We start from the raw sequence: 13,241 nt of genomic DNA, 5'->3' as shown, positions 1-13,241 counted from the left end.
GACGTTTCCCGCCGCTACGGCTGGACGGCGCTGCCGTTCTGAACCGGCCGCCAACTTGTGTCGGGGTCGTACCGGACGATGGCGGCGACGGCCGTGGCCGTCTCGGGCCCCAGGTCCTTTTCGTATACGACGCCGCTGGCGTTCACGATGAAGGTCATGACGCCACTCGCATCGTACTGAGCCGGCCACGCAATTAGCGCGAACCCGCCGGACATCTCGCTGTCTCTGAGGTAGTCCATCTCTCCGCCCGGGGCTGCCGGCCCCTGCGCCGTGAGAATGCGGAAGTAGTAGCCATGAAACGGCTCCGGCGACTTGCGTGCGCCGAGATCGTAACCGTCGTCGGAAGCTCCGGCCACGAGATCGCCGAGGGGGCTGCGCGGCTGGTGGCGCGTCGGCGGCCAGTACAGCCCGTTCTGCCGGCCCGGTTCGCTTCCGAACCGTTGCGCGTAGAGCCCGGCTCGGTTCTCGTCGTGCGCGGTTCTGGCGTAAGCACGCTGCGCCTTCACGTAGGCCCGGCATACGTCGATGACGGCTAGTTCGTTGCGGCCGATGCGCCGGGCGAGGATCTCTTCCCGGCCGGCGGGGGCATCGAACCGCCAGCCTTGATCGCTCCTGACTAGCGGAATGGGGAACGGCCAGTCCTCATTGCCGACGATCAGTTCCTTGGTGTTGGCGTCGCGGTCTTCGAGACGCCATTGCTCCCCGATCGCTGCCAGGAACACCTGTTGGTTCCGGCGGCCGGTTGCCGGATCCGACCCGGAGACGAGGTCCCGTCCTTCGGGGCCGAACAGTTTGACCAGCGCCTCCAGATCGCCACCGTTGACGGTGTCGATGAGGGTACGGACCGCATCGTCGGGCGTGGCAAAGGTGCGGTCCTCTGACTTCGGGGCGCAGGACGCCACAGCGACGCTCGCGAGGATCGCCGCTCCGATCAGCGACCTCGTCATCGCCGGCGCCTGCCGGAGGAGCGGCTGCGCTTGCCGCGTGCGCTCGCCGAGCGTTCCGACCGGCCGCTCGAGTAGTTGGAGAAGGCGTCGGAGGCCGTGCCGCTCCGCGCCGCGGCCGTGCTCGAGCGGTCCCGGTTCTGACCGCGCGACTCGTATGACGCCGCGCCGCTCCGCACCGTCTGCGTTCGTTGCGTCTGCGTCTCGGATCGTTCGGTGCGCTGCTCTCGCGCGTTGGCTGCCCGGTCGCTGCGCGTCTCCGCGATGTCCTCGCGGTGCTCCAGGACATCCTCGCGCGCGTCCTCGCGGTGTTCGTACCAGTCCTCGCGCGCGTCTTCACGATCGTCGTACCAGTCGTCCCAGGCGTCGTTGTACATGTACGGCGCGCCGTGCCAGCCGTACGGCCCGTAGTAATAGTCGTTGTCGATGGCGGCACCGATGACAATGCCGGCTGTAAAGCCGATCAGGCCCGCGGCCATCGCCTCGGCGGCATCATCGTCCTCCTCCTGGATTACGACCGTGGTGGAGGTTGGCGCCTCCGTGTAGACCATCTTGGGGTCGTACTGCGGCACGTGGACCACCTGCGCGTTGGCGGGCTCGATGACGATGATGTTCTGGCCGCTGTCCAGGGTCTTGAGGCTGACCGTCTGCTGGGGCGTGGTTTTCAGCTTGCCGCTCGCGAGCGCGTCCGCGCGCAGTCGCTGCACGCTGTCGAGCACGCCCGCCCGGTCGCTCGAGACGGCCCGGCCGACCTCGGTGGTCCAGTCCAGGTTCGTGGCCATGAAGTCCACTACCTGTGGGAAGATCACGAGTGCCACCAGGCTGGGCTCGTACCCGGTCTGGCGAGTCGCGTCCTGCAGGGCCGAGCCCGTGAACGGCGGCTTGGTCTTCAACCAGGCGTCGAGCTCCTTGACGCGTGCCGGAGTCGTCGCCGACACGAGCATCTGCGCCAGTAGTTGATCAGGGTAGAGAGCAACCGGCGCCATCAAACCATCGACCTCGTCCGGCGGCAACTTCGCAACCGGCGCAGCTTTCGACGATGGTTTCTGACTCGCCTGGTTTTGGGCAGTCGTCGAAGCGATTCCGGCGGTGGCGGCCCCGACTACTGCCATCAGGGCGACCTCATGCACGCTCGTCACGTACGCCATTCTACACTTTCGCTTCGGCGCGGAACCGACGCCGTTACCACTTCAAGTTGCTCCAGAAAGCGACTTTACGTTGCTATATGTTTTTTGTATATGCATGAAATATACCTGTAATTGTGAATGGAAAACCAATGAAGAACGTGCAGATCAGCCTCGACGAAGACCTCATCGGGATCGTCGACGAGCTCGCGGCATCGGCGAATCTGTCACGATCGGCCGTCGTACGCGACGCTTTGAGAAAATGGGTCCGCGAGAGGGAAGTCAAGAAGTTCGAGGACGAGTGGATCGCCAAGCTGAGGGAAGAACCTCAGGACCTGAGCGACGCGCCGGCGTGGGCGGAGGCCGAGAGCTGGAGTGATGAGTGAATCGCGGCGACGTGTGGTTGATCGAGCTCGGAGGTCGGATTGGCCTTCGGCCGGTCGTCGTTCTCACGAGGCAAAACGTCTTGCCGTAGGTCAACAAGGTCACCGTGGCCGAGATCACAACAAAGGACAAGGGATACCCAACCGAGATCGACATCGACCAAAAAGCGAACCTTCCCAAGTCGTCGTTCGTGCAAGCTGACAACGTTCACACCGTTCCGAAGCAAAAGCTCGATCGATACGTTGGAACTCTTGACCGCGAGACGATGCGGGAAGTCTCTAGGAAGGTCATTCTGGCGCTGGAGCTCGAGAGTCTCACCTCAGAGGGATAAAGTAACGTGAAGCGGCGCGAGGGGCCCATTCCCGCAAAGGCCAAGGAAAGTCCACGGTGGGGCGGGCCTGACTTACTTGTCCACCTCGTTCGCGGCTAGCATCCTGCGCATCAAATCTTCGGTGAACGCCTCGCTCGCCGAGTGGCAGTACGTTACACGCTGGCTCGAGGGCAGGTCCTTCGAGGCGAGAAGGTAAGGCTTCTCCTCGCCGGGGCGGACATCATCGGGTAAGGTCTGGATTTCGACGGGGAGCTCTTCACACTGGATCCAATCGGGGGAGGTCAGGTAGGCCACCGCGAGTGTATCGAAGGGGAAGATCGCCCGGATGGCAAAGCGCTCGTCGTACCACTCCACATAGTCGCGAAGGGGCTCGAGAAAGAACTCGCCAATCTCTGGCACCGTGGCGAACCGCTCGATCTGCTCCTCGCCGAGCGGAGTCTTGGACGAGATCTCGAAGGGAGCGAGAATGACCGGTGCCCCGGAGTCGAGCAATACCTGAAAACCGGCGGGATCGAGCTCGAAGTTGAAGTCCATGAGAGGGGCTCCGCCTTCGCCGAGAGTGAATCTCTGGCCTGGCCGTCGTCCGGCGACGGCGATGATCCGATTGATACGACCGGCGAGCTCGGGATGGTTCGTCAGCACCGTCGCCACGTTCGTCACCGGTCCGAGCGCGAGGATAGAGAGCGCGCTTTCGCCGAGTGCCGCTGTCAGAGCGCGAGAGGCGTCGGTCTCGACACCCAGCTCTTCCGCCCCCGAGGCTCCCGAGTAAACCGCAAGCCCCTCGGGTCCGAAGCGGCTCACGATCTCCTGGGCAATCGGATAGCCGATCTCGAGAGGGGAGTTTCCGAAGACGACGCTCACCCCGACGATCTCGAGCTCGGGAGAGTGAAACGCTTGAAGAAGAGCGAGCCCATCGTCGGGCTCGTGACCCCCACGCCTGACGGCCGGATCCACGTCGAGCCAAACCGCGATCGGCGACGGTGACTCCGACACGGTCGTTTCGGGGACTCGACAGGCGGAGACGATCGCCGCGGCGAGCACGAGCTTCCGCGTCATTTCAGCCCTCGGGCCAGACTCACCAGCGTCCGAATGCGCTCGGCGTCGGTGGTCGCGCGGGAATATTCCGGCGGGCGAAGCAGGCCGCCCATGTGCACCCGAGGGTTGCGAAACTGCATTCCGCTCTCGATGTCCACGAATCCCGTGATGTGAAGCTCGCTGGCACGGGTTTCCCTCGCGATTTTCTCGATGTTCCTTTCGTGGATGCTGCCGGCCGGCATCACGATGATCCGCTCGCCCGCTTCTTCGATCAGCTGCCGGAGCAGATCGAGCCCCGCCATGGCGGACTCCTCCTGGCCCGACGTCAACAGACGGTCGACGCCCAGCTCCACCAGTGATTCGAGCGCCTCGAAAGGCTCGCGCGCCATGTCGAACGCGCGATGGAAGGTCACGGCCATGGGTCGCGCCCGTTCGACGAGGGCGCGAGTGCGGTCCCGATCCACGTTGCCTCGAGGATCGAGGACGCCGATGACGACGCCGTCGGCGCCGAGCTGCTTGGCGGCGTTGATGTCCTCGAGCATGACTTCGTGCTCGGTCTCGGTGTAGAGAAAGTCGCCTCCCCGAGGTCGGACGATGACGTGAAGTCCAATCCTAAGCCTCCGCCGTGCGAGGGCGATGGCTCCGGCGCTCGGCGTGAGGCCGCCCTCGAGAAGAGCGGTGCACAGCTCGACCCGTGCGGCACCCCCGGCTTGAGCCGCGACGGCTCCTTCCACGGAATCGACACAGGCTTCGACGAGCATGGCGACAAGTCTAGCAGGGTGACGAGAGAGGTTACATCACCCCGCGCGAGCACCGCCGATGGAGAGGCTAGAACGCGCCGATGTGCGTGATGGTCCGCGCCGCCTCTTCGGCCCCACGCCGAAGAGCGCGCGTCACGCCTTTAGAGCGACAATATTCGCTCAAGAAGCCCGCCGCGAATGTGTCCCCGGCGCCGGTCGTATCGACCACCTGGTCAACCGAAACGGCGGGCACGCGCAGCCGCCCGCCTCCGGTCAGCGCGAGGCTTCCTTCGGCCCCGAGCGTGACGATGAAGAGCTTGTTCTGCCGCCGGGCGACGGTCTCGAGCGCATCGATCAAGGCCCGGTGCGACGAGCTCAGTCCGAAAAAAGCGATAGAAAATCCCGGCCCGTATTCTTCGACGCGTTCCGTCGTCGGCCGATCGGCGATGTCGGCGAAATCCACCGCACGAATTCCTCGCGAAGGGGTCTCCACGATCGAAGCGAAGAAACCATCGATCTGCTCGTAGTAAGGGGCGAAGAGAAGATCCGCGTCGGAGATGAGCTCTTGCTCGGGCGCCCCGATGCGGAACTCGCCGAGAATCCCTTGGTGGTATTCGACGAAGATCTTCTCGCCCGATGGCTCGAGGTCGATGAGCTGGAGGGACGTACGTCCGGCGATCTCGGTGATGCAGGCGCGCACATCGAGCGTCTCGATGCCTCGCCGTGCAATCACCGCTTCTTCATCCGTGCCAAGAGCGCTCACGAGAGTGATTCGATCGGACGGGTCGAACAGACGACGCGCATGAGCGACAAAATTGAGAGCGATGCCGCCCGGGCGATCGAGCTTCAGGGGAAGGTAGCGATCCACTCCCAAGTCCCCGACGCAAACGACGTTCATCGTCGCGCCTCGCGTACGAGAGCGATTACCTTTTCGGCGGCGACGTAATCGCCTTGCTTGAGGCTCGTTCCCACGACCGCTCCGTCCGCGACACGGAGAAGCTCGCCTACGTTCGATAGGTCGAGGCCGCTTCCGACGAGCACGGGCAGATCGCCGGCGCCTTGTTTCGATTCTTCTAGGTCGGGAACGGACGGCGGTTCCCCGGTCGCGCGACCGGTCACGAGAACCGCATCGGCGGCAGCCTCTCTCGCGAGCCGCGCGGATTCCGCGAGACCTCTCTCGACGAGCATTCTGGCGTACTTGACTTGTATGTCCGCCAGAACGAGGACATCCTGGGCTCCGATGTGGGACCGATAACGGATCAGGGCATCGGGGTCGATGCGCATACGGCCACCGTGCTCGGGACGCTCCATCGGATCCACGAAATAATCCGTTCGAATGAAGGCCGCGCCGGCCATCGAAGCGACGGCGAGCGATGCCTCGGGGTCATTCAGCAGAATCTCCACGCCGACGGGCACCCGCGCGTGGAGCACGAGCTCTCGACAAACTCGAGTCATCGCCGCGATCGTCTCTCGGGAAGCCTCGACGCGGTGTGGACGGTCCTCCTCGTTCTCGACGAGAACACCGTCGACCGGCCCCGCATGAAAGGCGTCGAGGTCGACCAGGGCTTTCGCCACGGACGCTTCGATCCCGGGGCTTTCAGGGTATCCCGGCAGCGGCGGCAAATGGATGACCCCGATGATCGGCTTACGCCCGGAAAAGAGGCTTGTGAACCGGCTCGTCCCTATCATATCGTGCGTTCTCGCAATTAGGCGCCGAAACCGTTGCCGGGCAACCCGATAGCCAAGAACCGGGCGACTCCCGGAGACCTCGGAACCGTCTGTAATACAATCGCTCGATCACGTAGGAGCATGCCATGAAAGCCAAGCTTCTTGTAACATTGGGCCTCGGCTTGGGAGTCGCGCTACCCGCGGCTTCCGGAGATTTTCGCCAGGATCTGCTCGCCAAGTTCGAGCGCGTGCCGCTCGCGCACCTGCCGACACCTCTCGAGGAGTTGAAGGCGCTGTCGAAGGATCTCGGAGGGCCGCCTCTGTACATCAAGCGGGACGATCAAACCGGGCTGGCTTTCGGAGGGAACAAAGCCAGAAAGCTGGAGTTCATCTTCGCCGACGTGCTCCGGAAGAAGTCCGACGTCATCATCACCTGGGCCGGCATCCAGTCCAACTGGGCCCGGCAGACGACCGCGGCGGCGCGAATCCACGGCATTCGGCCGATTCTCGTGCTGACCCGGGGCGAGCATTCCCCGCACCACGGCGGTAATCTGCTTCTCGATTCGTTGATGGGGGCCGACGTCCGCCTCATCGATCCCGGCGCGGACCGAGCTTCGATCGTCAGACGCATCGCCGAAGAGGAGCGCGCCGGCGGCCATCGTCCCTACGTCGTTCCCGTTGGAGGCTCGGTGCCCTCGGACTCCATGGATCGTCCTCTCGGGGCCGTCGCCTATGCCCACGGGTTCTGCGAGCTTATCGAGCAGGCGGCCGAAGCCGGTGTCAGTTTCGACCACGTCGTGCTCGCCACCGGGTCCGGAGGCACGCAGGCCGGTTTGATGGTCGGCGCCGCCGCTCTCGCCCCTCACGTGAAAGTCGTGGGAATCAGCGTCTCGGGTGAGAAACGGGTGGCCAAGGAACAGGTTGCTCGCATCGCCAACGAGACAGCGGAGGCGCTCGAGCTCTCGCATCGCTTCTCTCCCGAGGAGACCATCGTACTCGACGACTACATTGGGGAAGCTTACGGCGTGGTCAACGAGGCGACGGCAATGGCGATCGGGGCTCTCGCGCGCCACGAGGGCATTCTGCTCGATCCCGTCTACACGGGGAAGGCCATGGCGGGAATGCTCGATCTCATCAAGAAGGGCTATTTCGAAGGGAGCCGCGGAATCGTCTTCGTCCATACCGGCGGCACGCCGGCGCTCTTTGCCTACGAGGACGAGCTTCTGAGTCACCTCGGGCAGAAACCCTAGCCATGATCCGCAACGAAGGCGAGCGGTTGTCGCGCGTCATCGTCTCGACGCCGCGAGAGCAGTATTTCAAGGTTTCCGATCCGAAGCTCCACAACTTCAACGAGATCGCGGATCCCGAACGGACCCATGCGCAACACGGCGAGCTGTGCGCAATCCTGTCCCGAAGCGGAGCGGAGGTCATCGATCTGCCCGAGCTGATTGGCCATCCCAATTCGGTATTCACGCGAGACGCCTCCGTCGTCACCCCCCAAGGGTACGTCAAGCTGCGGCTCGGCCTGTCGAGTCGAAGGGGCGAAGCGGACTGGATGGCCTCGGCTCTCGAACAGCACGGAGAGCCCTGCGCCGGCGAGATCGAGCGTCCTGGCACGGTCGAGGGCGGCGATGTGATCCTTGCAGGAAAGGTCGCTTTCGTCGGACATTCGTCGCGCACGAACTCGGACGGCGTTCGTCAGATGTCCGAGCTGCTCCAGAAGATGGGCTTCGAGGTTCGGATCGCGGACGTCGACAACGTCCTCCATCTCGGCGGTACCATGAGCGTCATCGCCCCCGAGCGGATCCTCGCCTGCCGCGGCAACTACCCGGGAGGTTTCTTCAAAGGGTTCGAGGTGGTATGGGTCGAGGAAGAGGGGCCTTCCACCGGCAACGTGATTTGCCTCGGCCCGAACGAAGTCCTCGCCAACGAAGCCGAGAACCTTCGCACGATGGAGGCACTGGATGCGGCTGGGGTCGCGGTGCAGGGTGTGGACCTCTCGGAGTTCCGGAAAGGAGCCGGGGGTCCGACCTGCCTCATCCTCCCCGTCGAGCGAAAAGCATAGCCTCAGCGGATGCGGATCTCGATGTCGCTCGTCGCGCGTCGCCCGCGCGAGTCATCCTCCGCCCGAACCTCCACTCGATAGCGGCCGTAGGCAAGCGAGCTGGTAGGCACGCTGAGGATAACTGGGGTTCCGGCGGCGGTCTCCAAAAGCTCGATCGGTGCCTCCGGCCCCCCGGTTCGGAGGGCTTCGGACCGCTCCCCGAATAACGTGTAGCTTACGCGCGCTCTTCTCGCGGGCTCGTCCTGTCCGGGGAACACCTGAAAGAGAACGAACGCGTCTTGTCCTCGCTTCACCGAGGCGGTGGGAAGAATCGGCAGTTCGTCGGAGTCGATCGAGGCCCCGGGTCCCACGATGGGAACGACGCTCGATATGCCGAATCGCCTGCCTAGCCCCTCCGGCACGTCGATTCCCATGGATGTTCGGTAGAGCTCTCGCTCCTCCGAATGAAGCACGACCGACAGGACATAACGTCCGGGGACGAGGTCGGCGTAACTCAGGACGAAATAGCGTTCGACGCTCACGTCCCGCTCGAACGTGTGGAGTACCTCCCCGCCGTCGTTTGTCACGCGCAGGTCGAGCCGTCGAGAATCGCCTCCATCGCCGGTCAGGAGATCCTCGGGCAGGGCGACGCTCATGGGGACCCGCACGATGCCGGCACCGGTGGGCAGGAGATAGGTCGTTATCTCGACGGCGAGTGGAAGCTCTTCGAGGCGCGCCACCTCGGGTGAATCGGTCGCTTCAGACGCAGATACGCGCGCCATGTAGCCGCTTCGGGCGATGACCTCGGCATCGGGACGCGTTCTGACCCGAACTTCGATCTTTCGATAGCGACCGTCCGGCTCTTGGTCCGGGGTGTACCCCAGGAGGTAGTAGCGCTCGTTCTCACGACCGATGCGTCGAAGCGACGGTTCGAACGACACCGTGTTGGGAAAGAAGCGCCCACCCGTTTCCGTCGCCAGAGGCGATAGTCCGCCATAGGAGCCTCCTCTCCATGAGCCATCCGCGCCATAAAGGTCGATGGTGTAAACCGAGGCATTGGCCTCGTTCAGCGCCTCGATAGCATCTTTCAGCGCGAGGCCCTGATCGGAATAGCGAGATCCCGGAGGCGAGAAGGTTGGAAGCTCCGGCGAAAGGAGGACGACGATCTTCCTTCCCGGGAGCTCCGCCAGCGAGCGCGAGAGTGACTCGATGTCACGATAGAGTTGGAAGGAGGACCGATAGGGGTCCATCATGTAATCCACCTCCATCTGACTCAGCGTGCGGATTGCCTCGAGAGTGACCTCCTTGACGGGTTGGAGCTCCTGGATGACCTTCGTCGCGTAGCCTACGTCGATGACCATCGCCTCGTCGCCGTCGGCCATCGATTCCACGACGAAGCTCGACAAGGCTTTCTTCGCCCGGGCCAGATAGGTGAATTGTGCCGCCTGGCGGTTGAGAATGAAGACGAACCGTCGCGGGTAAGCGTTTGCGCTCGCCGCCGGTGAGCTCTCCGTGCGTTCAGCTACGTAGGAAGTCCAGCTGGTCACGTCGAAACTCGAGATGGTTTGCGGAATGCCGTCCTCGAGTACCTCGAAGTCGGCTTTGTCCAGGTCTGCAATCGGATTTCCCTCGCCATCGAGCACCAGGGCGTCGACGAGGACGGTGCTGACGCCGGTGCGAAAGGTAGGAATGTCGCCCCGGCCGTCTTCCTGCGCCGGCGAGCCGGGGGTTAGCGATAGAATCGACGCCAGCCCGAGGAGGAGGGCCGGACACAGAGTCATTCAAGTCCTCCAGTTCGAAGCCCCTTCGACCCGGGCGGCTTCAGGCAGGAAAGCTTCCGATGCATTATAGATAGACCTTACGGGGCGGCCAAGCGGGCGGGAAGGAAAAACGAGTTGGCAGATTACGGAGTGCGGAACGCGTACGGTGACTTGAAGCGGGTCGTCGTGCACCGGCCCGGGCCCGAGCTCGAGCGGGTGACGGCGGAAACTCTTCAGGAATTTCACTTCGAACAGCCCGTCGATCCGAGGCGTTTTCTCTCCGACTACGACGCGATGCTGGGCCATTTTCAGGCCGCGGGCGTGGAGACGCTGCTGCTCACCGAGATTCTCGAAGAAGACGACGACGCCATCGCCTATATGTCTCGCCGGCCCAATATGACCTATACGCGCGACCTCGCGGTCGTTTTCGAAAGCGGCGCCGTCCTGATGTCCCCCCACCTCAAGGGGAGATGGGGCGATCAGCTGATGCTCGGGCGCGCTTTCGAGCGGCTTGGGGTTCCCATTCTGGGAGCCATCGAGCCCCCGGGGTTCCTCGAGGGAGGTGGCGTGACGTTGCTCGGCGACGACACGGCCGTAGCTTCGCTCTGTGACCGCGCCAACGAGACGGGCACGCGCGCTCTTCGCAACCTCGTGCTCGGAAAGGACGTCGAGTTCTTTCTCGAAGTTCCTCTGCCGTTCGGACACATCCACATCGACGGCATCTTCATGGTGCTCGACATCGATCTCGCGCTGATCTATCCGGAACCGCTCCGCGTCTTCCCCTGCCGCCTCTATCAGGCAGGGAAATCGGAGCCGCGTCACACCATGTTCGAGGAGATCCTCGACCGGAAGGGGATTCGCACCATTCCGATCACGCTTTCCGAGCGCAAGGGCGGACACTTGAATCTCGTCGTCACCAAGAAGTCTCGGGCCGCCGTCGGATTCGACACCGCGAGGCGCGTCGGGTCGGAGCTCGCCCGGCGCGGCTGGAAGCTTCACACCTTCCCGTCAGAAGAGCTGTTCAAGGGCAATGGTGGCCCACACTGTATGACCTGCCCCATCCAAGTGCGGTAGAGTGCCGGGGGACAAGGAGGGCGTCATGAACCGTCGTGAGTTTCTGAGCTCGAGCGTTCTCGTCGGAGGAGCGGTCAGCATTTCTTCTCCCGGCGCGGTTGCCGCGAGCGAGCCCACCGTCTCTTCGTTCGATCCCTGGGTCGAGATCCACCAGGAGAACCTGCGTCACAACGTCGATCAAATCTCCCGGCGAGCGGGCGGGCGGCCCATTCTGGCCGTCATCAAGAACAACGGTTATGGCATGGGCATCGCGAACGTGGCCCGGCTTCTCGAGCCTTCGAGCGCCATCCACGGATTCGCTACCGTGAAGCTGCAGGAAGCCGTCGCGGTGAGGGATTCCGGAGTGGAGAAGCCCATTCTGCTCATGGGGCCCTTCGACGAGGCGGGCTTGAGGGAAGCGGTTCATCGGCGCATCACTCCGATGGTCTACACTCCGATTGGCGACCTGCTCGATCGGCTCGCGGCCGAACGTCAGAGCGCCGTGGGCATCCACGTTTGCGTGGATACCGGTATCGGGCGCGTCGGGGTTCCTCACAAGGTTGCCGGTGCGCTCGTCCGGGACCTCGCACGCCGATCTTCGGTGCGCATCGAGGGAACGATGATGACCTTCGCGGAAGACGCCCAGCTCGACGAAGACCAGAAGAGCCGCTTCGATGCTCTTTGCAGTGAGCTCGCCTCGGCGGGCGTGGAGCTCGGACGACGTCACGCCGCCTCGAGCTTCGCGCTGTTTCAGCATCCTGACTACTTTCTCGATATGGTGCGGCCCGGCATGGCGATTTACGGCGTGTACTCGGAGCAAGAGTTCCGCGGCTCCGACTCTCTTGAGCTCCGCCCCGCGCTCGCGCTGAAAGCGCGGGTGGCGTATGTGAAGAAGCTCGGGGAAGGCGACAGTGCGGGATATAGCCGCGCTTACGTCGCCAAGTCGCCCGTGTGGGTGGCGACTCTTCCCCTGGGACACACCGATGGGCTGCCGCGCGCGGCGGCCAACACCGCGAAGGTGCGCATCGGCGACCGCCTTTACCCCATCGTCGCCAGCATCTCGGCGAGCCACACCATCGTGGAGATCGGCCCGGAGAAGTCGGTCGAGATCGGGGACGAGGCGACCCTGTTCGATTGGCGCGCCGGTTCCCGGCCCGAGGACGTTTCGGCTGACAGCGGCGCATCGGTGTACGACCTCACCATGCACCTGAACCCGCTTCTGCCCAGGAAGATCCTCGGATAAGCGCCTCGATGCTCAAATCGTGAGCGCCCTTCTCTCGGTCACCATCCTTCTTCACGGCACTCTCGTCGACGGCACAGGGAGACCTCCGATCCGGGACGTTTGTATCGATATTCGGGACGGCCGGATCGCGATGGTCGGGCGGGCTTCGACCTGCGTCGCAGAGCCGGGTGCGCGGGTGCTCGATGCGACGGGGAAGTGGGTCATTCCCGGCCTCATCGACGCACACACCCATCTGTTCGACTCGGGAAGTCTATACACGAGTCCCGATGACTCCGATCTCACTGCTCGGGTCCCCCATGAGACCGAGCGGGCCCGCATCCGTGCCCGCATCGGGGAGACCACGGACCGGTTTTTGTGCTCGGGGATCACCACGGTTGCATCACTCGGCGGTCCTCGGTGGGAAGCCGACGTTCGAGACGCGACGAAAGCGCCCCGCATCCTGACGGCCGGTCCCTTTCTCGCGGGTTTTCCCGTGGGGACGATGACACTTTGGACTCGCGAAGACCCCGTCCTGGTTCAGGTGGCGAGCCCCGAGGAGGCGCGCGCGAAAGTCCAGGAGCTCGCCGGCCGTGACGTCGACCTCGTAAAGGCGGGATTTCTCGATGAGCCCGTGCTGAGAGCGCTCGTGGACGAAGCGCACTCGCGGCGGATAAAGGTCGCAATACATGCCGAAGAGCTCGAAGCGGCCAAGATGGCGATTCGCGCGAACGTCGATGTGCTCGCTCATACCGTCGTCGACGAGCTCGTCGATGAGGGGTTTCTTGCCGAGGCCAAGAAGCGAGGAGTCGTTTCGATCACCGGCCTGGCTCACTACGAGCGCTACCAGCAAGTGCTCGACTCAGCGGTGAAGCTTTCTCCAATCGAGGCGCGCTGCGGTGACCCCGAAGTCATCGCCACCTGGACCGATCTTGCGGA

At 63.7% G+C, this 13,241-nt stretch carries 14 protein-coding genes; 7 read left to right on the top strand and 7 right to left on the bottom strand.

The features are described 5' to 3' along the window. Window positions 1-14 precede the first annotated feature (14 nt). Window positions 15-947 (bottom strand): DUF2950 domain-containing protein, encoded by a 933-nt coding sequence (locus tag VEK15_04165; protein ID HXV59866.1) that lies wholly within the window; start codon window positions 945-947, stop codon window positions 15-17. After that, window positions 944-2,092 (bottom strand): DUF3300 domain-containing protein, encoded by a 1,149-nt coding sequence (locus VEK15_04160; protein ID HXV59865.1) that lies wholly within the window; start codon window positions 2,090-2,092, stop codon window positions 944-946. Before VEK15_04160 ends, VEK15_04165 begins: the two co-directional genes overlap by 4 nt. Before the next feature lie 128 nt (window positions 2,093-2,220). On the opposite strand from VEK15_04160, the gene VEK15_04155 reads away from it, so the two are divergent. Both VEK15_04155 and VEK15_04150 read left to right on the top strand, forming a co-directional pair. Next, a complete protein-coding gene (locus VEK15_04155) occupies window positions 2,221-2,454 on the top strand; it encodes a ribbon-helix-helix domain-containing protein (GenBank protein ID HXV59864.1) in 234 nt (77 codons plus the stop codon). Window positions 2,455-2,558: 104 nt separating this feature from the next. Beyond that, the gene (locus tag VEK15_04150; protein ID HXV59863.1) at window positions 2,559-2,783 is read left to right on the top strand and encodes a type II toxin-antitoxin system PemK/MazF family toxin; all 225 of its coding nucleotides are present in this window, start codon (window positions 2,559-2,561) and stop codon (window positions 2,781-2,783) included. A 72-nt stretch (window positions 2,784-2,855) separates the two neighbouring features. Here the strand turns inward: VEK15_04150 and VEK15_04145 are convergent, their stop codons facing one another. From VEK15_04145 to VEK15_04130, 4 genes are all read right to left on the bottom strand, one after another. Continuing rightward, on the bottom strand, window positions 2,856-3,839 hold the full coding sequence (locus tag VEK15_04145; GenBank protein ID HXV59862.1) for a nucleoside hydrolase: 984 nt from the start codon (window positions 3,837-3,839) through the stop codon (window positions 2,856-2,858). After that, a complete protein-coding gene (locus VEK15_04140) occupies window positions 3,836-4,579 on the bottom strand; it encodes a copper homeostasis protein CutC (protein ID HXV59861.1) in 744 nt (247 codons plus the stop codon). Before VEK15_04140 ends, VEK15_04145 begins: the two co-directional genes overlap by 4 nt. A gap of 67 nt (window positions 4,580-4,646) precedes the next feature. Further along, entirely contained in the window at window positions 4,647-5,456 is an 810-nt protein-coding gene (locus VEK15_04135; protein ID HXV59860.1) for a PfkB family carbohydrate kinase, read from the bottom strand. Then, window positions 5,453-6,247, bottom strand: coding sequence for a BtpA/SgcQ family protein (locus tag VEK15_04130; protein HXV59859.1), 795 nt, complete (start codon window positions 6,245-6,247; stop codon window positions 5,453-5,455). Before VEK15_04130 ends, VEK15_04135 begins: the two co-directional genes overlap by 4 nt. A gap of 125 nt (window positions 6,248-6,372) precedes the next feature. Between VEK15_04130 and VEK15_04125 the strand changes: the two genes are divergently transcribed. Both VEK15_04125 and VEK15_04120 read left to right on the top strand, forming a co-directional pair. Continuing rightward, entirely contained in the window at window positions 6,373-7,476 is a 1,104-nt protein-coding gene (locus VEK15_04125; GenBank protein HXV59858.1) for a D-cysteine desulfhydrase family protein, read from the top strand. A 2-nt stretch (window positions 7,477-7,478) separates the two neighbouring features. Next, window positions 7,479-8,291, top strand: a complete 813-nt coding sequence (locus VEK15_04120) for an arginine deiminase family protein (protein HXV59857.1) — start codon at window positions 7,479-7,481, stop codon at window positions 8,289-8,291. A 2-nt stretch (window positions 8,292-8,293) separates the two neighbouring features. Here the strand turns inward: VEK15_04120 and VEK15_04115 are convergent, their stop codons facing one another. Further along, the gene (locus VEK15_04115) at window positions 8,294-10,051 is read right to left on the bottom strand and encodes a VWA domain-containing protein (GenBank protein ID HXV59856.1); all 1,758 of its coding nucleotides are present in this window, start codon (window positions 10,049-10,051) and stop codon (window positions 8,294-8,296) included. Between the two features lie 114 nt (window positions 10,052-10,165). Here VEK15_04115 and VEK15_04110 point away from each other — a divergent pair, with 114 nt between their 5' ends. The 3 genes from VEK15_04110 to VEK15_04100 form a co-directional block, all read left to right on the top strand. After that, the gene (locus VEK15_04110) at window positions 10,166-11,104 is read left to right on the top strand and encodes an arginine deiminase family protein (protein ID HXV59855.1); all 939 of its coding nucleotides are present in this window, start codon (window positions 10,166-10,168) and stop codon (window positions 11,102-11,104) included. Window positions 11,105-11,129: 25 nt separating this feature from the next. Then, window positions 11,130-12,326 (top strand): alanine racemase, encoded by a 1,197-nt coding sequence (alr, locus tag VEK15_04105; protein ID HXV59854.1) that lies wholly within the window; start codon window positions 11,130-11,132, stop codon window positions 12,324-12,326. Window positions 12,327-12,345: 19 nt separating this feature from the next. Further along, window positions 12,346-13,241 (top strand): amidohydrolase family protein (locus VEK15_04100; GenBank protein HXV59853.1); only part of this gene is annotated, 896 nt, incomplete at its 3' end.

It is taken from the genome of Vicinamibacteria bacterium, from assembly GCA_035620555.1.
Taxonomy (GTDB): Bacteria; Acidobacteriota; Vicinamibacteria; order Marinacidobacterales; family SMYC01; genus DASPGQ01.
This window is presented reverse-complemented; position numbering and strand designations above follow the sequence as displayed.

Bases quoted from the DNA above. Each gene is read 5' to 3' on its own strand.
- VEK15_04165 (HXV59866.1), bottom strand. From the start codon at position 947: ATGACGAGGTCGCTGATCGGAGCGGCGATCCTCGCGAGCGTCGCTGTG.
- VEK15_04160 (HXV59865.1), bottom strand. From the start codon at position 2,092: ATGGCGTACGTGACGAGCGTGCATGAGGTCGCCCTGATGGCAGTAGTC.
- VEK15_04155 (HXV59864.1), top strand. From the start codon at position 2,221: ATGAAGAACGTGCAGATCAGCCTCGACGAAGACCTCATCGGGATCGTC.
- VEK15_04145 (HXV59862.1), bottom strand. From the start codon at position 3,839: ATGACGCGGAAGCTCGTGCTCGCCGCGGCGATCGTCTCCGCCTGTCGA.
- VEK15_04140 (HXV59861.1), bottom strand. From the start codon at position 4,579: ATGCTCGTCGAAGCCTGTGTCGATTCCGTGGAAGGAGCCGTCGCGGCT.
- VEK15_04135 (HXV59860.1), bottom strand. From the start codon at position 5,456: ATGAACGTCGTTTGCGTCGGGGACTTGGGAGTGGATCGCTACCTTCCC.
- VEK15_04130 (HXV59859.1), bottom strand. From the start codon at position 6,247: ATGATAGGGACGAGCCGGTTCACAAGCCTCTTTTCCGGGCGTAAGCCG.
- VEK15_04125 (HXV59858.1), top strand. From the start codon at position 6,373: ATGAAAGCCAAGCTTCTTGTAACATTGGGCCTCGGCTTGGGAGTCGCG.
- VEK15_04120 (HXV59857.1), top strand. From the start codon at position 7,479: ATGATCCGCAACGAAGGCGAGCGGTTGTCGCGCGTCATCGTCTCGACG.
- VEK15_04115 (HXV59856.1), bottom strand. From the start codon at position 10,051: ATGACTCTGTGTCCGGCCCTCCTCCTCGGGCTGGCGTCGATTCTATCG.
- alr (HXV59854.1), top strand. From the start codon at position 11,130: ATGAACCGTCGTGAGTTTCTGAGCTCGAGCGTTCTCGTCGGAGGAGCG.